Origin of the sequence: Pseudomonas fluorescens (assembly GCF_902497895.1) — a bacterium.
GTDB lineage: Bacteria > Pseudomonadota > Gammaproteobacteria > Pseudomonadales > Pseudomonadaceae > Aquipseudomonas > Aquipseudomonas fluorescens_BP.
This window is the reverse complement of sequence record NZ_CABVHQ010000013.1, coordinates 76,207-98,858: the sequence shown is the minus strand read 5'-3', so window position 1 is coordinate 98,858 and position 22,652 is coordinate 76,207. Positions and strand designations below refer to the sequence as shown.

Here is a 22,652-nt window from a genome sequence, read left to right as displayed (position 1 = left end):
CGTTTGGTCACGATGTTGGTGAGCTCCTTTAATGTCAGGAGAATCACTCAATGGTCAAAGTCACCCCCGATCCACCTGAAACCGAAAACGGTTTCTACGAATCCCTCGATTCCAGCAGGCTCCACGAGGCCGCGCAGCGAGCCCTCGATCACTGCCTGCCACCAGCCTCCGACAAGTCCAGGCACGCTGACGCCCGTCCTGTGAACATCTTCGCCGTCGTCCCCGGTCTCAACACCGAAACTTTGCTGGCCAATGCCTGTGAAACGCTTGCCAGCGCCAATGTCCTCGCCAGCGATCTGGCTTTCGATGTCGAAGGCTCATGCCGCAATGTCGCGCTAGCGATTCAGCAGATGATCGAGTTGAGCCAGTTGTTGGTGAATGAGGCGCTGGAGCAGGTGGCTCCGGCAGGTTGACCGCGTGATCGTTCATCGCGGGCAAACCGTAGCAGCTGCCGAGCCTGCGAGGCTGCGTTCGGCTGCGCAGCAGTCGTAAATCCTGCTTTCGCGGGTTTTCTGGAATACCGCAGCGCCTGATTTTACGACTGCTGCGCAGCCGAACGCAGCCTCGCAAGCTCGTCAGCTGCTACGGTTCGCCTGACGTCCTTGTCAGACATTTCAAGTCACGGATTCGGAGTCGTTTGGCAGCATTGCGGGATAGGCTCAAAGGCACTTTCGTGTTTAACTTTGGCTCCTCGCAACACCCTACGACCACTCTGCTTAAAAGGACTCCGTTCATGGCTCAAGTCACTCTTAAAGGCAACCCGGTTCAAGTCAACGGCGAACTGCCGCAAGTCGGTTCCAAGGCGCCAGCCTTCTCCCTGGTGGCGGGCAATCTGTCCGACGTTACCCTGGCGAGCCTGGCCGGCAAGCGCAAAGTGCTGAACATTTTCCCAAGCGTCGACACCCCGACCTGCGCCACCTCGGTGCGCACGTTCAATGCCCAGGCCAATGACGTCGCCAACACTGTGGTGCTGTGCATCTCGGCTGACCTGCCGTTCGCCCAGGCTCGTTTCTGCGGCGCCGAAGGCCTGGAAAACGTCCAGAACCTGTCCACCCTGCGTGGCGCCGAGTTCATCGAGAACTACGGTGTGGCCATTGCTGACGGCCCACTCAAAGGCCTGACTGCCCGTGCCGTCGTGGTTCTGGACGAAAACGATAACGTCCTGCACAGCGAACTGGTCAAGGAAATCGCTGAAGAGCCGAACTACGAAGCGGCATTGGCCGTTTTGAAGTAACAGGCTTCTCAGTAAACAACGGTCTGGCCTTGTCCAGGCCGTTTTTATTTGTGCCTCAGTGGCTTAGCAAGCGCTGACAAACGTAAGCCCAAGGTAAATTGCCGGTAAAGGCGCTTTGCTAAATCCCCTCCAGTGCTTATCTTTCAGCCTTCCGTAGAAGATGCTCTCGCGCCCAATGGTTGATCACTCCATGCAATCCTCCGCTTCCCGCAATCCCCGTCGCTGGCTGTTCGGCCTGCTAGTCCTGTTGGCCATCGTCGGCCTGTGCTGGAAGTTCTGGCCAACCGGCGTTGCCGAAAAAGACGCTGCAGGGCAAAAAGCCGCCAACGGCCAAACCGGCAGGTCCGGTGGGATGCGCCCGGGTTTCGGTGGGGCGGCCGGGCCGGTTCCGGTACGAGTGGCACCGGCCACCCGCGGAGATTTTCCGCTGTATTACAAGGCCCTGGGCACGGTCACGGCCTTGAACACCATCAATGTGCGCAGCCGGGTGGCCGGTGAGCTGATGAAGATCGCGTTCGAGGAAGGGCAGATGGTCAAGGCCGGGGACTTGCTGGCCGAGATCGACCCGCGGCCCTATCAAAACGCCTTGCTGCAGGCCGAAGGCACCTTGTTGCAGAACCAGGCGCAACTGAAAAACGCCCTGGTCGATCTGGAGCGCTACCGCGGCCTGTATGCCGAAGACAGTATCGCCAAGCAGACCCTGGACACCGCCGCGGCACTGGTGGGCCAGTATCAGGGCACGGTCAAGACCAATCAGGCGGCGGTCAATGACGCCAAGCTGAACCTGGAATTCACCAAGATTCGCGCACCGATCGCCGGGCGCCTGGGCCTGCGTCAGCTGGACGTCGGCAACCTGGTGGCGGCCAATGACACCACGGCGCTGGTGATCATTACCCAGACCCAGCCGATCAGCGTCGCCTTCACCTTGCCGGAAAACAGCCTGGCCACGGTGCTGGAGCGGTATCGCAGCGGCGCGAAACTGCCGGTAGAGGCCTGGGATCGCGGTGACCTGAAGTTGCAGGCCACTGGTGTGTTGCAGAGCCTGGACAACCAGATCGACGTCACCACCGGCACCCTGAAATTCAAGGCACGCTACGAGAACCGCGATCAAAGCCTGTTCCCCAACCAGTTCGTCAATGTGCGTTTGCTCGCCGACACCTTGAAAGGCGTGGTGCTGGCGCCGACGGCGGCGATCCAGTTCGGCAATAACGGAACCTTTGTCTATGCGATGGATGGCGACAAGAAGGTCAAGATTCACCCCCTGAAAGTCGGCGCCAGCGACGGCAACCTGACGGTCGTCAACGAAGGCCTGGCCCCCGGCGATCGGGTGGTCCTCGAAGGCACCGACCGCCTGAAAGAGGGCAGTGAAGTGGAAGTGGTCAACGACAGCCAGGACGTGCCGGCAACCCCGACCGAGCACCTGCAAGGCAAATCGGCGGCCAACGCGACTGAACCGGCGGCCACCGACAAGGCGCAAAAGGGCGGCGCATGAACATTTCGCGGCTGTTCATCCTTCGCCCGGTAGCCACTACCCTGAGCATGCTGGCCATTATTCTGGCGGGTGTGATCGCCTATCGGTTGTTGCCGGTCTCGGCCTTGCCCCAGGTCGATTACCCGACCATCCGGGTCATGACTCTCTATCCCGGCGCCAGCCCGGATGTGATGACCAGTGCGGTCACCGCGCCGCTGGAGCGCCAGTTCGGGCAAATGCCCGGCCTGACCCAGATGGCCTCGACCAGTTCCGGCGGCGCCTCGGTGCTGACCTTGCGTTTCAACCTCGACATCAATATGGATGTCGCCGAGCAGCAGGTGCAGGCCGCGATCAACGCCGCCACCAACCTGTTGCCCAAGGATCTGCCGGCGCCGCCGGTGTACAACAAGGTCAACCCCGCGGACACCCCGGTGCTGACCCTGGCGATCACTTCCAAGACCATGCTGTTACCCAAGCTCAATGACCTGGTCGATACCCGCATGGCACAGAAAATCGCCCAGATCAGCGGCGTCGGCATGGTCAGCATTGCCGGCGGCCAGCGTCAGGCGGTGCGGATCAAGGTCAATCCCGAGGCCCTGGCGGCCAACGGTCTGAACCTCTCGGACGTGCGGACCCTGATCGGTGCCTCCAACGTCAACCAGCCCAAGGGCAATTTCGACGGCCCGACCCGGGTGTCGATGCTCGATGCCAACGACCAGTTGACCTCGCCCAAGGACTACGCCGAGCTGATCCTCGCCTATAACAACGGCGCGCCGCTGCGTCTGAAGGACGTGGCGCAGATCGTCGACGGCGCCGAGAACGAGCGTCTCGCCGCCTGGGCCAATGAAAACCAGGCGGTACTGCTGAATATCCAGCGCCAGCCCGGGGCGAACGTGATCGAGGTGGTGGACCGGATCAAGGCCTTGCTGCCAAGCATTACCGACAACCTGCCGGCCGGCCTCGACGTGATAGTGCTGACCGACCGCACCCAGACCATCCGCGCCTCGGTTACCGATGTGCAATATGAGTTGCTGATCGCCATTGCCCTGGTGGTCATGGTGACCTTCCTGTTTTTGCGCCGTGCCAGCGCGACCATCATTCCCTCGGTGGCGGTGCCGCTGTCGTTGATCGGGACCTTTGGCGTGATGTACCTGGCCGGGTTCTCGGTGAATAACCTGACCCTGATGGCCCTGACCATCGCCACCGGGTTTGTGGTGGATGATGCGATCGTCATGCTCGAGAACATTTCGCGCTTCATCGAGGAGGGCGACAGCCCGATGATGGCGGCGCTCAAGGGCGCCAAGCAGATCGGTTTCACCCTGATCTCGCTGACCCTGTCGCTGATCGCAGTATTGATTCCATTGCTGTTCATGGCTGATGTGGTCGGGCGTCTGTTCCGCGAGTTCGCCATCACCCTGGCGGTGGCGATCCTGATTTCCCTGGTGGTCTCCCTGACCTTGACGCCGATGATGTGCGCGCGCTTGCTCAAGCGTGAACCCAAGATCGAGTCCCAGGGGCGTTTCTACCGCGCCAGCGGTGCCTGCATCGACTGGATGATTGCCGCCTACGGACGCAAGTTGCAGTGGGTGCTCAAGCACCAGCCGCTGACCCTGCTGGTGGCCGTCGCCACCCTGGGGCTGACGGTGTTCCTCTATATGGTGGTGCCCAAGGGCTTCTTCCCGGTGCAGGACACCGGGGTGATCCAGGGCATCTCCGAAGCGCCGCAGTCGATTTCGTTCGCGGCCATGAGCGAGCGCCAGCAGGATCTGGCCAAGATCATTCTGCAAGACCCAGCGGTCGAGAGCCTGTCGTCCTACATCGGCGTCGACGGCGATAACGCCACGCTGAACAGCGGCCGCCTGCTGATCAACCTCAAGCCCCACGGCGAGCGTGACCTGAGCGCCAGCGAGGTGATTGCGCGGATGCAACCGCAGCTGAACAAGCTGGCCGGGATCCGCTTGTTCATGCAGCCGGTGCAGGACCTGACCATCGAAGACCGGGTCAGCCGGACCCAGTACCAGTTCAGTATGTCTTCGCCGGATGCCGACATGCTCGCCCTGTGGAGCGGCAGGCTGGTCGAGGCCCTGGCCAGTCAGCCGGAGCTGACCGACGTCGCCAGCGATTTGCAGGACAAGGGCTTGCAGGTCTATCTGGTGATCGACCGCGATGCGGCGTCGCGAATCGGTGTCTCGGTGTCGAACATCACCGATGCGTTGTATGACGCCTTTGGCCAGCGGCAGATTTCCACCATCTACACCCAGGCCAGCCAATACCGCGTGGTGCTGCAGGCGCAGTCCGGCGAGAAGATCGGTCCGCAGGCGCTGGAGCAGATCCATGTCAAGACTACCGACGGCGGCCAGGTGCGCTTGTCCAGCCTGGCGCATATCGAGGAACGTCAGGCGCAACTGGCGATCACCCATATCGGCCAGTTCCCGGCGGTAATGATGTCGTTCAACCTGGCGCCTGGCGTGGCACTGGGGCAGGCGGTCGAACTGATCAACCAGGTTCAGCGGGACATCGGCATGCCGGTTGGCGTGCAGACCCGGTTCCAGGGCGCGGCCCAGGCCTTTGAAGCGTCGCTGTCGAGCACCTTGCTGCTGATCCTGGCGGCGGTGGTGACCATGTACATCGTGCTCGGTGTGCTCTACGAGAGCTACATCCACCCGATTACCATTCTCTCGACCTTGCCGTCGGCGGCGGTCGGTGCCTTGCTGGCGCTGCTGCTCAGCGGCAATGACCTGGGGATGATTGCCATCATCGGCATTATTTTGCTGATCGGTATCGTCAAGAAAAACGCGATCATGATGATCGACTTCGCCCTCGACGCCGAGCGCAACCAGGGCCTGGACCCGGAGACAGCGATCTATCAGGCGGCTTTGCTGCGGTTCCGGCCGATCCTGATGACCACCCTGGCAGCGTTGTTCGGCGCGGTGCCGTTGATGCTCGCCAGCGGTTCCGGGGCGGAACTGCGTCAGCCATTGGGTCTGGTGATGGTCGGCGGGTTGCTGGTGAGTCAGGTACTGACGTTGTTTACGACGCCCGTAATCTACCTGGCATTCGATAGGTTGGGGCGACGGTGGGCCAAGTCCGGTACGCGAGAGGTGGTGTGATGGGCGTCAGCTTCAAGCTGCAAGCTGCAAGCTGCAAGTTAACGGCCTGTGCACGACCTGCTTTTCTCTTGCGGCTTGAAGCTTGCCGCTTGCCGCTGCTCTCTTGCAGCTTGAAGCTTGAAGCTGGGAGCTGCCTCTCTTGAACCTCTCCGGACCGTTCATCAAACGCCCGGTGGCGACCATGCTGCTGAGCCTGGCAATCATGCTGCTCGGCGGCGTGAGCTTCGGTTTGCTGCCGGTGGCGCCGCTGCCGCAGATGGATTTCCCGGTGATCGTGGTGCAGGCCAGCCTGCCGGGTGCCAGCCCGGAGGTCATGGCCTCGACCGTGGCCACGCCGCTGGAGCGCTCCTTCGGCACCATCGCCGGGGTCAACACCATGAGCAGCCGCTCCAGCCAGGGCTCGACCCGGGTGATCCTGCAGTTTGACCTCGATCGCGACATCAACGGCGCGGCGCGGGAAGTGCAGGCGGCGATCAACGCCTCGCGCAACCTGCTGCCCAGCGGTATGCGCAGCATGCCGACCTACAAGAAGGTCAACCCATCCCAGGCGCCGATCATGGTGCTGTCGCTAACCTCGGAGGTCCTGCAAAAGGGCCAGCTGTATGACCTGGCCTCGACCATTCTGTCCCAGAGCCTGTCCCAGGTGCCGGGCGTCGGCGAAGTGCAGATCGGCGGCAGTTCATTGCCGGCGGTGCGCATCGAGCTTGAGCCGCAGTTACTCAACCAGTACGGCGTGGCCCTGGACGATGTGCGCAATACCATCGCCAATGCCAACGTGCGCCGGCCCAAAGGCTCGGTGGAAGACGACCAGCGCATGTGGCAGGTGCAGGCCAATGATCAACTGGAGAAAGCCAAGGATTACGAACCGCTGATCATTCGCTACCAGAACGGCTCGGCATTGCGCCTGAGCGATGTGGCGAAGGTCAGCGACGGCGTCGAAGATCGCTACAACAGCGGCTTCTTCAACGATGACGCGGCGGTGCTGCTGGTGATCAACCGCCAGGCCGGGGCCAACATCATCGAGACGGTCAACGCGATCAAGGACCAACTGCCGGCGTTGCAGGCGGTGTTGCCGGCCAGCGTCAAGCTGAACCTGGCCATGGACCGTTCGCCGGTGATCAAGGCGACCTTGCACGAAGCGGAAATGACCCTGCTGATTGCCGTGGCCCTGGTGATTCTGGTGGTGTTCCTGTTTCTCGGTAACTTGCGCGCGTCGTTGATCCCGACCCTGGCCGTGCCGGTGTCGCTGGTGGGCACGTTCGCCATCATGTACCTCTACGGATTTTCCCTGAACAACCTGTCGCTGATGGCGCTGATTCTCGCCACCGGGCTGGTGGTGGACGACGCCATCGTGGTGCTGGAGAACATCAGCCGGCACATCGATAAAGGCGTGCCGCCGATGAAGGCCGCTTATCTCGGGGCGCAGGAAGTCGGCTTCACCCTGCTGTCGATGAACGTTTCGCTGGTGGCGGTGTTCCTCTCGATCCTGTTCATGGGCGGTATCGTTGCCAGCCTGTTCCGCGAGTTTTCCATCACCCTGGCCGCGGCGATCGTGGTGTCGCTGGTGGTTTCCCTGACCCTGACGCCAATGCTCTGCGCGCGCTGGCTGAAGCCCCATACGCCAGGCCAGGAAAACCGCTTGCAACGCTGGAGCCAGCGGGCCAATGAATGGATGGTCAACGGTTATGCACGCAGCCTGGACTGGGTGTTGCGCCATCGGCGGCTGACCTTGCTCAGCTTGCTGGTGACCATCGGGGTCAATGTCGCGTTGTATGTGGTGGTGCCGAAAACTTTCATGCCGCAGCAGGACACCGGGCAGTTGATCGGCTTCGTGCGCGGCGACGATGGCCTGTCGTTCAACGTGATGCAGCCGAAGATGGAAACCTTCCGCCGTGCGGTATTGCGCGACCCGGCGGTGGAAAGCGTGGCCGGCTTTATTGGCGGCAGCAACGGCATCAACAATGCGTTCATGCTGGTGCGTCTGAAGCCGATCAAGGACCGGCGGATTTCCGCGCAGAAAGTCATCGAGCGCTTGCGCAAGGACATGCCCAAGGTGCCCGGCGGGCAATTGATGCTGATGGCCGACCAGGACCTGCAATTTGGCGGCGGCCGCGAACAGAGCACCTCGCAATACTCCTACATCCTGCAAAGCGGTGATCTGGGCGCTTTGCGCGAGTGGTACCCGAAAGTGGTCGCCGCGCTCAAGGCCTTGCCCGAGCTGACCGCCATCGATGCCCGGGAAGGGCGCGGCGCGCAGCAGGTGACGCTGGTGGTCGACCGCGACCAGGCCAAGCGCCTGGGCGTCGACATGGACATGGTCACCTCGGTGCTGAATAACGCCTACAGCCAGCGGCAGATCTCCACCATCTATGACAGCCTGAACCAGTATCAAGTGGTGATGGAGGTCAATCCGAAGTACGCCCAGGATCCGATCACCCTCAATCAGGTACAGGTGATCACCGCCGACGGCCAGCGCATCCCGCTGTCGGGCATCGCCCATTACGAAAACAGTCTGGAAGACGATCGGGTCAGCCATGAAGGGCAGTTCGCTTCGGAAAGCATTTCCTTCGACATGGCCGAGGGCGTCACCGTTGAACAGGGCGGCGCTGCCATCGAGCGGGCAATTGCCAAGGTCGGCCTGCCGGAAGAGGTGATCGCAAAAATGGCCGGCACCACGGACGCCTTCGCGGCCACGCAAAAGAGCCAGCCGTGGATGATTCTCGGCGCGCTGGTGGCGGTGTACCTGGTGCTCGGGGTGCTTTACGAGAGCTACATTCATCCGCTGACGATACTTTCGACCTTGCCGTCGGCCGGGGTCGGCGCGCTGCTGTCGATCTACGTACTGGGTGGCGAGTTCAGCCTGATCTCGCTATTGGGGCTGTTCCTGCTGATCGGGGTGGTGAAGAAAAACGCCATTCTCATGATCGACCTGGCGCTGCAGCTGGAGCGCCACCAGGGCCTCGAGCCGCTGGAGTCGATCCGCAGCGCCTGCCTGTTGCGCCTGCGGCCGATTCTGATGACCACCCTGGCGGCGATCCTCGGGGCCTTGCCGTTGCTGCTGAGCAGCGCCGAAGGCGCGGAAATGCGCCAGCCGCTGGGCCTGACGATCATTGGCGGGCTGATTTTCAGCCAGGTGTTGACCCTTTACACCACTCCGGTGGTTTACCTCTATCTCGACCAACTGCGCCATCGCTTCAACCATTGGCGTGGGGTACGTACCGATGCTGCTCTGGAAACTCCGCTATGACTGACCGTTCGCTTCGCCAAGCCCCCGTGCTGTGCGCCCGACACCCGGGCATGGCCCGCGCTTCGCGGTTGCTCGGCCTGACACTCTGTGGCCTGTTGCTCAGCGCCTGCGCCATCGGCCCGGACTACCAGCGCCCGGAAATAAGCACGCCGGTCCAGTACAAAGAAGCCCGGGGCTGGCGCCAGGCCAGTCCCAGCGACTCCCTGGCCCGTGGCGCCTGGTGGGAACTGTACGGTGATCGGCAACTCAATGGCCTGATCGAGAAGCTCAATAACGCCAACCAGACCGTCGCCCAGGCCGAAGCTCAGTACCGCCAGGCTCAGGCCTTGGTGCGCAGCACTCGGGGTGCGTTCTTTCCCTTTGTCGACCTGAGCGCCGGGAAAAGCCGCTCCAGCCAGGGTGTAGGCAGCAGCAGTTCCAGCCTGACCAGCTCCAGCAGTGGCATTCGCGACACCTACAGCACTGAGCTGGGGGTGAGCTGGGAGGCGGATATCTGGGGCAAGTTGCGCCGTGGCCTGGAAGCCGACTCGGCCAGCGCCGAGGCGAGCTTTGCCGATCTGGCGGCGATGCGCCTGAGCCAGCAGTCGGAACTGGTGCAGAACTACCTGCAACTGCGGGTGATCGACCAGCAGAAGCGTTTACTCGAAGCCACAGTCGCGGCCTATCAGCGCTCGCTGACCATGACCGAAAACCAATACCGCGCCGGCGTCTCCGGCAAAGACGCGGTCGCCCAGGCGCGAACCCAGCTCAAGAGCACCCAGGCCGACCTGATCGACCTGATCTGGCAGCGCGCGCAACTGGAAAACGCCATCGCCGTGTTGACCGGGGTGCCGCCGGCGGATTTCAGCCTGGCAGAAACCCGGGACATTCCGGCATTGCCGCAGATTCCCTTGAGCCTGCCGTCGCAGCTGCTGGAGCGGCGGCCGGATATCGCCGCGGCCGAACGCTCGGTAATCGCCGCCAATGCCGAAATCGGTGTGGCTGAAGCGGCTTACTACCCGGACCTGACCCTGAGCCTGAGTGGTGGCTACAGCAGCAGTTCCTTCGCCAACTGGATCAGCGTGCCGAACCGTTTCTGGTCAGTGGGACCGCAACTGGCCATGACCCTGTTCGACGGCGGCCAGCGCTCGGCGGAAGTCGATCGCACTGAAGCCGTCTACGACCAGACCGTGGCCCAATACCGCCAGACCGTGCTCGATGGTTTTCGCGAGGTGGAAAACTTCCTGGTGCAGTTGAAGGTGCTGGAAGACGAGGCGGCAGTGCGCCAGGAGGCGCTGGAATCGGCCCGTGAATCCCTGCGCCTGACCGAGAACCAGTACCGGGCCGGCCTGATTGCCTACCTGAATGTGGTGGTGGTCCAGGCCGCCGCCCTGAGTAACGAACGCAGTGTGCTGACCCTGCTGCAAAGCCGCCTGATCACCAGCGTGCAACTGATCGCCGCGCTGGGCGGTGGCTGGGATGGAAAGCTGCAGCAGAACCCGTAGGAGCTGCCGAAGGCTGCGATCTTTTGATCTTGACGCCCGTTCAGGCAATCCATTATCAGGATCAAAAACAACGATCAAAAGATCGCAGCCTATCCGTAGGAGCTGCCGAAGGCTGCGATCTTTTGATCTTGACGTCCGTTCAGGCAATTCATTTTCTGGATCAAAAACGAAAGATCAAAAGATCGCAGCCTATCCATAGGAGCTGCCGAAGGCTGCGATCTTTTGATCCTGACGTCCGTTCAGGCAATTCATTTTCTGGATCAAAAACGAAAGATCAAAAGATCGCAGCCTATCGGCAGCTCCTACAGAAATTTCGTTCGCGTGAAAATGGGGCGCGGGCGGGCGGTTGTGTGTCACGAATGAGCGCCTGGCGATCAAGCCATCAGACCAATGGCCAATTGATAATTTTTCTCAGTGCGTTCTTTGGCGCAATAGGTACAATCGCCGACTTTACCCCCCGAGCATGGACGCTGTTCGGCTCATAGTCCCCGAGAAGTCCCATGCTCATCGGTAGTTATTCCCCCGTCCTGGTGTTGATCTCCCTCTGCGTGGCGATTCTCGCGTCCTATACCGCACTCGACCTCACCGGGCGTATCGCCACGGCCAAAGGCCGGGCGGTGCATCTGTGGACGGCTGGCGGGGCGCTGGCGATGGGGGTGGGTGTCTGGTCGATGCACTTTATCGGCATGCTGGCCTTCAGGTTGCCGATCGATCTCGGTTATGACCTTTCGATCACCCTGTTATCGCTGTTGATCGGCATCCTGTCCTGCGGTTTCGCCCTGTGGCTGGTCAACCAGCCGCGCTTGCCGGCCTGGCAGTTGGCGTTCGGCGCCCTGATCATGGGGGCCGGGATCAGCGCCATGCACTACACCGGCATGGCCGCGATGCGCATGCAGCCGGGTATCGATTACGATCCGACCTTGTTCGGCGCCTCCCTGGTGATCGCGGTCGGGGCTTCGGCCGCTGCGCTGTGGATTGCCTTCCGCCTGCGGCAGAACACGCCCTACGTCAGATTGGTCCGTGGTGGGGCGGCGGTGGTCATGGGCATCGCCATCGTCGGCATGCACTACACTGCCATGGCTGCCGCGCGTTTCGCCGACGGCAGCTTCTGTGGCGCGGCCCTCGATGGCCTGAGCGGCAATGGGCTGGACAATCTGGTGCTGGTCACCACCCTGGCGGTGCTGTGCATCGCTTTGCTGACCTCGATCCTCGATGCCCGCCTGGAAGCCCGAACCGCTGGCCTGGCCGACTCCTTGACCCTGGCCAACCAGGAGCTTACCCAGCTTGCGCTGCATGACACCCTGACCGGATTGCCGAATCGGGTGTTGCTGGCCGATCGCATCGATCAGGCCATGCACCTGGTGCAGGAGCAGGGCGGTTGTTTTGCGCTGATGTTTATCGATCTGGATGGCTTCAAGCCGGTCAACGACGCTTTTGGGCACCACATGGGCGACCAGTTGCTGCGTGCGGTCAGCCTGCGCTTGCGCGAGGATTTGCGCAGCCAGGACACCCTGGCGCGGATCGGCGGCGACGAGTTCGTGCTGCTGGTGCAGCTTGGCGAACCGGATGATGCCTTGCGCCTGGCCGCTCGCCAGGTCGGGCTGATTTCCCGTTCATTCAGGGTGGCCGAGCATGACTTGCAAATCTCCGCCAGCGTTGGCATCGCGCTGTACCCGGGTAACGGCCAGACCGCGCAAGAATTGCTGATGAATGCCGATGCGGCGATGTACCACGCCAAAGGCACCGGCAAAAACGGCTACCGCTTCTTCGATGTCTCGATGAATACCAACGCCCGCCGACAGCTGCAATTGCTGCAGGACCTGCGCACTGCGGTCCTGCAGCAACAATTCAGTCTGTATTACCAGCCCAAGTTCGATGCGGGCAACGGCCTGCCGTTGGGGGCCGAGGCCTTGCTGCGCTGGGAACATCCGTTGCACGGGATGCTGCTGCCGGATAAATTCATCGATCTGGCGGAAAAGACCGGGTTGATCATTCCGATCGGCGAGTGGGTATTGAACGAAGCCTGCCGTCAGATGCGTGAGTGGTATGTGCAGGGTTATACCGACTGGCGGATCGCGGTGAACCTGTCAGCGTTGCAGTTTTGTCATGTCGGGCTGGTACAAAGTGTTGTCGGCGCGCTGGCCCGTCACCAGTTGCCGGCCAACAGCCTGACCCTGGAAATTACTGAAACCACGGCCATGAGCGACGCGGATGCGAGCATGACGGTGCTGCGGGAACTCTCGGCAATGGGCGTCGACCTGTCCATTGATGATTTCGGCACCGGCTATTCCAGCCTGATGTACCTCAAGCGGCTGCCGGCCAACGAGTTGAAGATCGACCGCGGGTTTGTCCGCGATCTGGAACATGACAGCGACGACGCCGCCATCGTCTCGGCCATCGTCGCCCTCGGTCAGGCGCTGGGCTTGCGGATCGTCGCCGAAGGCGTGGAGACCAATATGCAGCAGAACTTCCTGACTCAATTGGGCTGTGATTCGCTGCAAGGTTACCTGCTCGGGCACCCGCTGCCGGCGGCGCGGTTCATGGCCGATATCCAGCGAGCAGAACTTTTGGCGGCAGGCTGAGGCACCTTGTGCTTGACTTGAACCGATGCAAAGGCGGTCACTGGCGAGTATTCTTGCAGCGAATTGCTTCAGCTTGGAACGGAGGAAAGCAAGCATGGACAAAGTCCTGGTCATTACCGGCGGCAGTCGCGGCATCGGCGCGGCCACCGCACTTTTGGCAGCGCAGCAGGGTTATCGGATCTGCATCAATTACCAGGCGGACGAGCAGTCCGCCCACCAGGTACTCGAGCAAGTCCGGGTACTGGGCGCCCAGGCGATTGCGGTGCGCGCCGATGTCAGTATCGAAGACGAAATCATTGGTCTGTTCCACCGGGTCGATACGGAGCTGGGGCGGGTCACTGCGCTGGTCAACAATGCGGGCACCGTCGGGCAGAAGTCCCGGGTCGATGAAATGTCCGAATTCCGCATTCTCAAAACCATCCGGACCAACGTGCTCGGGCCGATCCTCTGTGCCAAGCACGCGGTGCTGCGCATGTCGCCCAAACATGGTGGCCAGGGCGGCAGCATCGTCAATGTGTCCTCGGTTGCTTCGCGCCTGGGCTCACCCAATGAATACGTCGACTACGCCGCCTCCAAAGGCGCGCTGGACAGCTTCACCATCGGCTTGTCCAAGGAAGTGGCGGGCGAGGGCATCCGCGTCAACGCCGTGCGGCCTGGCTTCATCTTCACCGATTTCCACGCCCTGAGCGGCGATCCGGAGCGGGTCAGCAAACTTGAATCCGCCATCCCCATGGCCCGCGGCGGCCGCCCGGAAGAAGTGGCGGAGGCGATAGTCTGGTTGCTGTCGGACAAGGCCTCGTATGCGACCGGGACTTTTGTGGATCTGGGCGGGGGGCGCTAAGGTTCAAGATCAAAAGATCGCAGCCTGCGGCAGCTCCTACAGGTTCTTGCGTACGCCCGTTATCTTGTGGGTGTATAGAGCTTGTGTAGGAGCTGCCGCAGGCTGCGATCTTTTTGCTGTTTAGAACGACCGCACAATCCGCCCCAAGGTCTCCATGGCCTTTTCCGCCGCCTCGTTCCACGGGCTGCCGTAGTTCAATCGAATGCAATTCCTGAAGCGCCGGGTCGGTGAAAAAATCGGCCCTGGCGCAATGCTGATGCCTTGGGCCAGCGCCATCTGGAACAACTTCAACGAATCCATCTGTTCCGGCAGTTCCAACCACAGGAAGTAACCGCCGGCCGGCTGGCTGACGCGGGTCTGGGCCGGGAAGTAGCGGGCAATGGCGGCAAGCATGGCGCTTTGCTGTTCTTCCAGGGCATAGCGCAGTTTGCGCAGGTGGCGGTCGTAACCGCCATGTTGCAGGTAGTCGGCAATAGCGGCCTGGGCCGGCATCGAGGCGCAGAGCGAGGTCATCAACTTCAGACGCTCGATTTTCTGCGCATAACGCCCGGCGGCGACCCAACCGATGCGGTAACCGGGAGCCAGGCTTTTGGCGAAGGAGCCGCAGTGCATCACCAGGCCTTCGGTGTCGAACGCTTTGGCCGGTTTCGGCGCCTGCTGCCCGTAGTAGAGTTCGGCGTAGACGTCGTCCTCGATCAGCGGCACTTGATGGCGGCGCAACAACTCCACCAGCTCCTGCTTCTTGGCTTCGGGCATGGTCGCGCCCATCGGGTTCTGGAAGCTGGTCATGCACCAGCAGGCCTTGATCGGATGTCGTTCGAGGGTTTGCGCCAATACTCCCAGGTCAATGCCATCGCGTGGATGCACCGGGATTTCCACTGCTTTGAGCTTGAGGCGTTCCAGCACTTGCAGGCAGGCATAGAAGGCCGGGGCTTCGATGGCCACCAGGTCGCCGGGTTCGGTCACCGCCTGCAGGCACAGGTTCAGGGCTTCGAGGGCACCATTGGTGATCAGCAATTCTTCCATGGGCAGCATCAGGCCGCCGACCATATAGCGCAGGGCGATTTGCCGACGCAATTGCGGGTTGCCCGGCGACATGTCGGTGACCACCATGCGCGGGTCCATGTCACGGCTGGCGCTGGCCAGCGAACGGGCCAGGCGCTGCAGCGGAAACAGGGTCGGGCTGGGGAAGGCCGAGCCGAACGGGACGGTGCTCGGGTCTTTGATCGAGTCGAGGACCGAGAACACCAGTTCGCTGACGTCGACTTCGGTGGACTCGCTGACCTGGCTGCTAATCACCGGCTCCGAGAACGGGCTCGGCGCATGGGTATTGACGAAGTAGCCGGAACGCGGCCGGGCGCGGATCAGGCCGCGTCGTTCCAGCAGGTAATAGGCCTGGAACACCGTGGACGGGCTGACCCCGTAGGTCTGGCTGGCGTAGCGTACCGACGGCACCCGCTGGCCAGGGCCGAGGACGCCGGAGCGGATCAGTTCGGCGATGTCATCGGCGAATTTTTCGTAGCGTTTCATCGAAGAGCCTTGTCGCTAGGTTTTTGTGTTGGGTGTCAGGGGAATCGCCCCCTCACCCTAACCCTCTCCCCCTGGGGAGAGGGCTAGGGTGAGGGGTGGCCTCCAGGTCACGCACAAAACCCGAATCGATCCCTGTCCAAATCAAACGGCTCGCAATCTTAAAGCCTCACCGATTCATCGGTGCAACAAACCGGCTCTTCGCCACGCTGTAGATCTCAGGCTCGTCGCTGTCGACAATCTTGAAGCTGATGCTCTGCGAACTGCTGCTCGGCCGTTCGGTGGTCATCGCCACAGACACCGGCACGTCGACAATCTCACCCGGCGCCAGGCTCAGCTCGGTCCTGCCCTGCAACTGGAAGCCTTCGCCATCCACCAGTTCCAGGCGGTACTGCTGGCGCTGCTGGGTCTTGTTGATCACTTTCAGACTGTAGATGTTCTCGATCTGGCCCTGACTGTTCTCGCGGAACAGGCCACGGTCCTTGCTCACATCCAGGGACACCATCGGCCGTTCTACCAGCGCCAGGGCCAGGGCGCCGATCATCAGCAGCAGTACCGCCGTGTAGCCGATCAGTCGTGGCCGCAACAAATGGGTCTTGCCACCCTGCAGTTCATGTTCGGAGGTATAGCTGACCAGCCCGCGGGCATAGCCCATTTTGTCCATGATTGAATCGCAGGCATCGATACAGGCCGCGCAACCGATGCATTCCATCTGCAAGCCGTCGCGGATATCGATGCCGGTCGGGCAGACCTGCACGCAGAGTTGGCAGTCAATGCAATCACCGAGGCCGACTTCAGCCGGTGCCACGTCACGTTTGCGCGGGCCACGGTTTTCGCCGCGGGCCACGTCGTAGGAGATGGTCAGGGTGTCCTTGTCGAACATCACGCTCTGAAAACGCGCATAGGGACACATGTGCATGCACACCGCTTCGCGCAACCAGCCGGCGTTGATATAGGTGGCACCGCTGAAAAACAGCACCCAGAACAGACTGACACCACCCATCTGCAAGGTCAGCAGCTCATTGGCCAGTGGGCGGATCGGCGTGAAGTAGCCGACAAAGGTCAAGCCGGTGAGCAAGCTGATGGCCAGCCACATGCTGTGCTTGGCCGAGCGACGCATCAGTTTGTTCGGGCCCCAGGGCGCGGCTTGCAGCTTGATCCGTTGGTTGCGTTCGCCTTCGGTGACCTTTTCGCACCACATGAACAGCCAGGTAAAGGAACTCTGAGGGCAGGTGTAGCCGCACCAGACCCGGCCTGCGAACACGGTGATCGCAAACAGGCCGAAGGCGCAGATGATCAGCAGCGCCGAGAGCAGAATGAAATCCTGCGGCCAGAACGTCGCGCCGAAAATGTGGAACTTGCTTTGCGCCAGGTCCCAGAGTACGGCCTGACGGCCGCCCCAGTTCAGCCAGACGGTGCCGAAAAATGCCAGGAACAAAAGGCCCGCACCGCTCACTCGCAAGTTGCGGAACAAACCGGTAAAGCTGCGAGTGTGGATCAGGTTGTCGCTGGATTTGGCCTTCATCCTGGGACGCGAAGGCTCGAAGGTTTCTACTATTCGGACGGGGATTCTATCGCTCATGGTCTTTCGCTCATCAGCCTCCATCAGGCCGATGCACTATGACCAGCAATCTGTTTGCATAACAGACTCAGGTATTGCAATAAAAAGCGGATCAGATGGGCGTGCGAAGCCTGCCTGCGACAACTTGCTGTACCCTCGGCGGCCCCGTCACAGCGAGACGACAGCGCCTCATCCAGACGCTTGACGCTGTCTGTGATCTGGATCAGTCAAATCATCGAACCACTGTCGGTAGCCTTCAAATGCTTGCACGCCAATGCTCTGCAAATTTCCATGTTTCTGGCGTAGGCCCGGACGAAAAATACCAGGCACGGTTCGATAACCGTTTGCCTGTCCCTTATCGTAAGGGGGAAACGGTGTCCGGTCTTTCATGTGGCTCGTTCAGGTTCATGGAGCGGTGACACGACTTCCTTAAGGAATATCTCTCTGTCTTGATGCATCTGCAAATGGGTCTTTCCAGCCGCATATTCCAAGCCAGCCAGCCCCATCTTGAGTGCGAGACCAGGATGGCGTGCAATATGACCAATGACCTCTGCCAAGCTGGATGGATTCCCCGTTTCAAAAGTAAAAGCGTTATCTTTATTGGTAATATCCTTTATTCCAGAAGTGGCTGAACCTATTACGGGAACCCCTTGACTGAAAGCGTCAAAAATAATTCTAGGCTGCTCCTGCTTTAGAGTCGGAATTAATACCCAATCATAGTGGGCAAGTGCCTCAAAAAACTGCTCCCCATAATCAACAGGTTCTTGGTATTGGACATTAATACTCCCATGGCTATTAGTTGCAAAACGCTGGCATTTTTCCTTTAATTCGCCGTCGCCCATGATGGTTATGCTTATATTTATATCAGTACATTGCAATTTTTCTATGGCGGCGAGCACAACCAGAATGCCTTTATCTATTACGAGGCGTGATGGAAGTAATATCCTTACTGTGTTGTCACTCCTGTTTTGAAACCTGCATTCAACAATGCCTGGGCTTGCAGCGTTGCTTTTATCTACCCAGGTTGCAGGATTTATCAATGTTCGCCTTTTGTCATCGCCCAAGAAATATTCCCTGTAAAATGATTGGGTGAATATTCTTGCATTGGCTGCCGTCAAGCAGCGTGTTAACAGGATTTTATGAGCGTAATGTTCGATTACTTTTCTAAAAGTTTTATGCTCACCCTGGCCGAGCATCCAGAAAGAAGACTCTATAACGATAACCCATTGAAAAGCCATAAATGGCTTAAGTGGCAACAAATAAAAAGACAAAGGAAATGCCCATCCTGCACCTCCGGAATGAACGATTTTTGCTTTCATGCATGCTTTTCTTACTACCCTGAAGTTCGGCAGCAGGTTTTTTAAGACGGATTTAAGCCCATGATCTTTGTTTAATTCAAAAACCCACTTGATTCCCAGGTTGGTAATGTCTTTTAATCCTTCGAGATTCGTGCTTTTTTCAACGGGGCAACAAATTCCGAAATTTTCTATATAGTCTAAATGTAGTTTTAAGTCCTTTGCCCACAGAGGGTCGGTAAAAATATTGCCACTTTCATCTTTTATTATTGGTATTCTAGTAAACAGGATGTAGGGTTCATTTATCATATGCTCTTCCCCTTGAACTTCCAACTGCTATCAGGTTAATAGGCGACATTCGCTGCCGTGTAACACGCCAGACCCAGTGTCGCATAACATTCTGTTGGATTTCTTAACGCTCTGATTTGCAAATTAGCTTAGTAGCGCTGCTGGCTTCCTGCCAACACTTAGGGGAAGTTTTTTTAAGATCCCTACAGGGCGTTCTCATTTGAGGTAAGTCGAGTCGCTCGATACCCTTGAGCTATTTGGGGCGGGATGAGGCTCTACTGGCTGCGCGATGACCAATGGGAGCGCATCAAGGATCTGCTGCCGGGCAAAGCCTGCGACCTGCCTGCGACAACTTGCTGTACCTCTTGGCAACCCTTTGCTTACAAGGCGCTGGCGTCTGGCACAGACGCCGGCGGATGTCTGTGATCCAGCTCAGTCAAATTACCGAGCCACGGTCAGTGGCCTTCAAATGCCTGCGCCCGTCGACTGCACCTGCTACGGTCAATGCGTCGGCTTCTGCTTCAGTGATGTACACGCGACCGCCATTGAGCTCGACCGCCGACATGGCCACTTCCGGATCGGTGATGACCGTCACCTCGGCGGCGGGGCGTTGTTCCTGCACCTCGTCAGTTGCGAAGTAGCAGATCTGGTTTTCGATGCGCACAGTCATGGTGTTGTCCTTTTTGTCAGGGATTTGAGCATTAGGTTTCAGCGGTCGGCCATCGTTCTGAATAACCGATTAATGGTCATTGCCACCCTTGGCGCACGTCTGCCCACGGTCGCTGTCCATCGCATATCGACTGATAAGAGGAGAGCATCATGGACGCCTGGTGGCATGAGGTCTGGGTGACGCTGCAAGCCGAGTTCGCCGATATCGGCGATGCCAGCCAGATGACCAGAATCACCGTGCGCCTGCTGATGGCCGCCGTCCTCGGCGGCATTCTCGGCTTCGAGCGCGAACAAAAGGGCAAGGCCGCGGGGGTTCGCACCCACATGCTGGTAGCGCTGGGCGCGGCCTTGTTCGTGCTGGTGCCACAAATGTCCGGCTCCCAGGCGGACGCGATGAGCCGAGTGATCCAAGGCGTGGTCGCCGGTATCGGCTTCCTCGGCGCCGGGACCATCCTGAAAAACCACGAAGGCGACGAGGGCCGGGTCAAAGGCCTGACCACCGCCGCCGGCCTGTGGATGACCGCCGCCATCGGCGTCTCGGCCGGCCTGGGCCGAGAGGCGACGGCGGTGCTCAGTACCTTGTTGGCGCTGCTGATACTTGGCGTGATGCCCATGGTGGTCAAGTTGCTGGAGAAGGATGAGCCATAGGTCAGGCAAGTGTCATCGTTGCTCCGGTTCAGGTACCTCGCGAGGGGGCAGACTGTTCTCGGTCGGCGTTTGCACTAGTTCGTGTTTGCTGAAGTCAGGGTTGTTATTGTCAAGTTCCTCAAGGGTTTTTGTCAGTAAGTCTGGTCTTTCTTCATGGGGATTTCGCTCCACTGTTCTGCGTGATCTGTTATGAAAGAAAAGTATCTCGAAGTTGAATAGTTTCACAGGGCGGTCGGCCATTGTCGGGTTGCTCGCGAATCAGCACGCGGGGCTGTGCTGCTGTGGCTTGGTTGCGCTGTTTGGAGCTAAAAAATGCGTTCATTGTTTTGTCTTCCAAATGGGACAGGAGTCAGATGCAAAAAATAATTTTGCCTGCATATATTTTTACGAAAAAAGGGGATTTATTCACTCGGTGGAAAATGATCATGGGGTTCCCGTCCGTGGAAATTAGAGCGTGGATTCAGAAACCGCACAAATAAACGCCTCGTCCAGAGTGTCGACGCCATATCGGCGCATGAACTCTGAGCCACTGGCAAAACGATTGAAGCATTGCTGGCTGATCATATAGAAATAGTCACAGTTATTAACCACTTCATCGACATTGTGAGATGAAACCAGAATGGCGGTACCTTCGCCCGCAGCTCCATGAAGGCATTGCCAGATGTAGTGGCGGAACTCCGGATCGACGCCAGCGGTCGGTTCGTCGAGAATCACGAATTCGGCAGAGATGGCCAGGAGTGACAGGGTAAAAAACCAACGTGTTTCGCCATAACTGCATAACGAAGATTTTTTGTTCCAGATATTTTTGTATCGATCAACTATACCAGGGCTCCATAGGCTTAGTTTGTCGAGTGCTCGGGATTGAGTCAGGTGTTCGTCTGATGAGAGTACGGTGACCATTTTGAATATGTCCCGCATACGAAGTGCGGGAGGTGTAGTCACGATTTGGGACAGATAAAGAAATTTAGTGAAATCATTGCATATCACACCTGACTTTACTTTTTTGAGTTCGCATGCGATATCGAAGAATGTTGTTTTTCCAGAGCCGTTTGGCCCCAGAATGCCGACAATGGATCCCTCGGGGATTTCTAGGGATGCCTTGGTTAAAATCGCTTTTTCTCCATAGAAGAAGTCAATGCACTCCGCACGAAAGCTCTTCATTAATATCGGCTCCATACTGGATTTATTCTTAAGTACTTTAGTGTTCCCAAGAAGGCAGCAGAAAAAGTAAGTATGATTGTAAATGTAATGGCTTTATTTTTCTCCAGACCTTCAGCCATCAATCGGTTAGCGAGCATCAGTGGATTGCCTGAATTTATAATGTCTGCAATTTCGTTTGCCCTGCTGGCCCCCATGACACCCAGAATTAGCATGCAGAACGAAACAATTGATAGTATGGTGTTTGAATCCTGAAAATTAATAGGGGGTAACGTAAATATAGCTCCCAAAATACAAAACATAACAAAGCAAATGTAAAATCGCAGAGCAATGTCTATAAATTCTCTTGTTTCGTAGTTGCCAAAAGGTAGTCGTGTTGTCAGATAAAAAGTTCCGCAATAGGCTATTGATATAAGTGAGTAGGCTAGAAAGTGTGAGTGAAGAAATATTGCTCTGGATTCTCGAGAGTAGATGAATGAACGGATAAAGCCACTCTCCCTTCGTCCGATTATGTAAAAGGCAAATCCAAATAAAGCTACGCTCGACGAAATGTAAGCGTAAAACCACGCGGATGCAGTTGTGTAATCGCTCAGAAAGTAATTGGTATCTTGTCTGGTTATTGCAAAAAAATAGAAAAGGGCGCAAGGAGAAATCATAATCCAGAAAAAAGCGATAGGTTCTTTTAGCTGTTCCGTTATGAATAGCTGCGTAAGCGCCAAAACTCTTAGGGGTGTATTTTTTTTCATGGTTGTTAGTCCTATGGGAATGGTACCATTACTTTTTTTCTTTCTGGATCAATCGAAGAAAAAAAAGGTGCAGAATAATCGTTGGCCAGATTTATATTTTTTGAGTTGTCCATATGCATGAATAAAGAAGGCGATGTAAATTTGCAGAATGTATAGGGAGTATCATTTATGTGAGTTGATTTTATGTAAAGGTATCCTTCAATTTTTTGTTGCCTTAAGGTTTCAATCATTCCTTGAACGTCAAATTGGTAAGGGCAAGGCTCTCCAGAACTGATAGGGAGATACGTAAAGTGTGACGTTATCTCTTCAAATGTTTGATAGGTATTGCATTTCATGAAATGGCGAAGGTAAGAGTCTTTAATGCTATCTATATCTCCTCGAAAAACTTGAAATAAATTCATGAATCTGAACGTCTGCCACAAGTTCCCCCACCTCCGGTTCCCCCAGTGCCTCCGCCACAACCGCCATTGCCGCCACCACTTCCACCGCTACATCCACCTCCACCGCCGCACCCACCGCTGCCGCCACAACCTCCTTGCCCTCCGGAGCCTCCAGATACTTGTGGGCTAGTATCTGAACCAAAATCATTTTTGAAATTGAAAAGTACTTCGCCAAGTTCATTGTTTTTCATTTTTATTTTCACTCATCGAAATGGCCACTCGGTATTGGGTGGTGTTGATAGTTCTAGTTGTTTGTGGGATTAACTGCAAGTGAGCAAATTTATGCGCGTAGGAATATTCATTCGGCTTTGAAGGAATAGTCACGCAAATAATAAGGAGTGTTCTTGTGCT

The 22,652-nt window shown here is 58.1% G+C and carries 17 protein-coding genes; 9 read left to right on the top strand and 8 right to left on the bottom strand.

All coding sequences use genetic code 11. The annotated features are described in order from the left end of the window. The first annotated feature begins 50 nt into the window (after positions 1–50). The 8 genes from F8N21_RS09305 to F8N21_RS09270 all read left to right on the top strand — a co-directional run bounded on the left by F8N21_RS09305 (position 51) and on the right by F8N21_RS09270 (position 13,969). The gene (locus F8N21_RS09305) at positions 51–413 is read left to right on the top strand and encodes a DUF6124 family protein (RefSeq protein WP_150641849.1); all 363 of its coding nucleotides are present in this window, start codon (positions 51–53) and stop codon (positions 411–413) included. Between the two features lie 320 nt (positions 414–733). Continuing rightward, positions 734–1,234 (top strand): thiol peroxidase, encoded by a 501-nt coding sequence (gene tpx / locus F8N21_RS09300; RefSeq protein WP_150641848.1) that lies wholly within the window; start codon positions 734–736, stop codon positions 1,232–1,234. Positions 1,235–1,409: 175 nt separating this feature from the next. Beyond that, the gene (locus tag F8N21_RS09295) at positions 1,410–2,726 is read left to right on the top strand and encodes an MdtA/MuxA family multidrug efflux RND transporter periplasmic adaptor subunit (protein WP_150641847.1); all 1,317 of its coding nucleotides are present in this window, start codon (positions 1,410–1,412) and stop codon (positions 2,724–2,726) included. Then, positions 2,723–5,815, top strand: coding sequence for an MdtB/MuxB family multidrug efflux RND transporter permease subunit (locus F8N21_RS09290; protein WP_150641846.1), 3,093 nt, complete (start codon positions 2,723–2,725; stop codon positions 5,813–5,815). The genes F8N21_RS09295 and F8N21_RS09290 overlap by 4 nt, the downstream gene beginning before the upstream one ends. Positions 5,816–5,954: 139 nt before the next feature. Then, a complete protein-coding gene (locus tag F8N21_RS09285) occupies positions 5,955–9,062 on the top strand; it encodes an efflux RND transporter permease subunit (RefSeq protein WP_150641845.1) in 3,108 nt (1,035 codons plus the stop codon). Further along, positions 9,059–10,546 carry an efflux transporter outer membrane subunit gene (locus tag F8N21_RS09280; protein ID WP_150641844.1) on the top strand — a complete coding sequence of 496 codons (1,488 nt, stop codon included), beginning with the start codon at positions 9,059–9,061 and terminating at the stop codon, positions 10,544–10,546. The genes F8N21_RS09285 and F8N21_RS09280 overlap by 4 nt, the downstream gene beginning before the upstream one ends. A 500-nt stretch (positions 10,547–11,046) precedes the next feature. Further along, on the top strand, positions 11,047–13,128 hold the full coding sequence (locus F8N21_RS09275; RefSeq protein WP_150641843.1) for a putative bifunctional diguanylate cyclase/phosphodiesterase: 2,082 nt from the start codon (positions 11,047–11,049) through the stop codon (positions 13,126–13,128). Between the two features lie 94 nt (positions 13,129–13,222). Beyond that, positions 13,223–13,969 (top strand): SDR family oxidoreductase, encoded by a 747-nt coding sequence (locus F8N21_RS09270; protein ID WP_150641842.1) that lies wholly within the window; start codon positions 13,223–13,225, stop codon positions 13,967–13,969. A gap of 120 nt (positions 13,970–14,089) precedes the next feature. Here F8N21_RS09270 and mapR read toward each other — a convergent pair whose 3' ends face one another. The 4 genes from mapR to F8N21_RS09250 all read right to left on the bottom strand — a co-directional run bounded on the left by mapR (position 14,090) and on the right by F8N21_RS09250 (position 19,310). Next, on the bottom strand, positions 14,090–15,499 hold the full coding sequence (mapR, locus tag F8N21_RS09265) for a GntR family transcriptional regulator MpaR (RefSeq protein WP_150641841.1): 1,410 nt from the start codon (positions 15,497–15,499) through the stop codon (positions 14,090–14,092). A 166-nt stretch (positions 15,500–15,665) separates the two neighbouring features. Next, entirely contained in the window at positions 15,666–17,078 is a 1,413-nt protein-coding gene (gene ccoG, locus F8N21_RS09260; protein WP_150641840.1) for a cytochrome c oxidase accessory protein CcoG, read from the bottom strand. 365 nt (positions 17,079–17,443) lie between these two features. Continuing rightward, on the bottom strand, positions 17,444–18,661 hold the full coding sequence (locus F8N21_RS09255; protein WP_150641839.1) for a glycosyltransferase family 4 protein: 1,218 nt from the start codon (positions 18,659–18,661) through the stop codon (positions 17,444–17,446). A gap of 415 nt (positions 18,662–19,076) precedes the next feature. Then, positions 19,077–19,310, bottom strand: a complete 234-nt coding sequence (locus tag F8N21_RS09250; RefSeq protein WP_150641838.1) for a DUF3203 family protein — start codon at positions 19,308–19,310, stop codon at positions 19,077–19,079. 149 nt (positions 19,311–19,459) lie between these two features. Here F8N21_RS09250 and F8N21_RS09245 point away from each other — a divergent pair, with 149 nt between their 5' ends. Then, a complete protein-coding gene (locus tag F8N21_RS09245) occupies positions 19,460–19,957 on the top strand; it encodes an MgtC/SapB family protein (RefSeq protein WP_150641837.1) in 498 nt (165 codons plus the stop codon). 447 nt (positions 19,958–20,404) lie between these two features. Here F8N21_RS09245 and F8N21_RS09240 read toward each other — a convergent pair whose 3' ends face one another. Genes F8N21_RS09240 through F8N21_RS09225 form a run of 4 tightly spaced genes read right to left on the bottom strand, consistent with a single transcriptional unit; the run spans position 20,405 to position 22,482 of the window. After that, entirely contained in the window at positions 20,405–21,118 is a 714-nt protein-coding gene (locus F8N21_RS09240) for an ATP-binding cassette domain-containing protein (RefSeq protein WP_150641836.1), read from the bottom strand. Next, a complete protein-coding gene (locus F8N21_RS09235) occupies positions 21,118–21,861 on the bottom strand; it encodes an ABC transporter permease (RefSeq protein WP_150641835.1) in 744 nt (247 codons plus the stop codon). The genes F8N21_RS09240 and F8N21_RS09235 overlap by 1 nt, the downstream gene beginning before the upstream one ends. Positions 21,862–21,872: 11 nt before the next feature. Then, positions 21,873–22,262 carry a hypothetical protein gene (locus F8N21_RS09230; RefSeq protein WP_150641834.1) on the bottom strand — a complete coding sequence of 130 codons (390 nt, stop codon included), beginning with the start codon at positions 22,260–22,262 and terminating at the stop codon, positions 21,873–21,875. Beyond that, positions 22,225–22,482 carry a hypothetical protein gene (locus F8N21_RS09225; RefSeq protein WP_191624259.1) on the bottom strand — a complete coding sequence of 86 codons (258 nt, stop codon included), beginning with the start codon at positions 22,480–22,482 and terminating at the stop codon, positions 22,225–22,227. The genes F8N21_RS09230 and F8N21_RS09225 overlap by 38 nt, the downstream gene beginning before the upstream one ends. Positions 22,483–22,652: the final 170 nt, after the last annotated feature.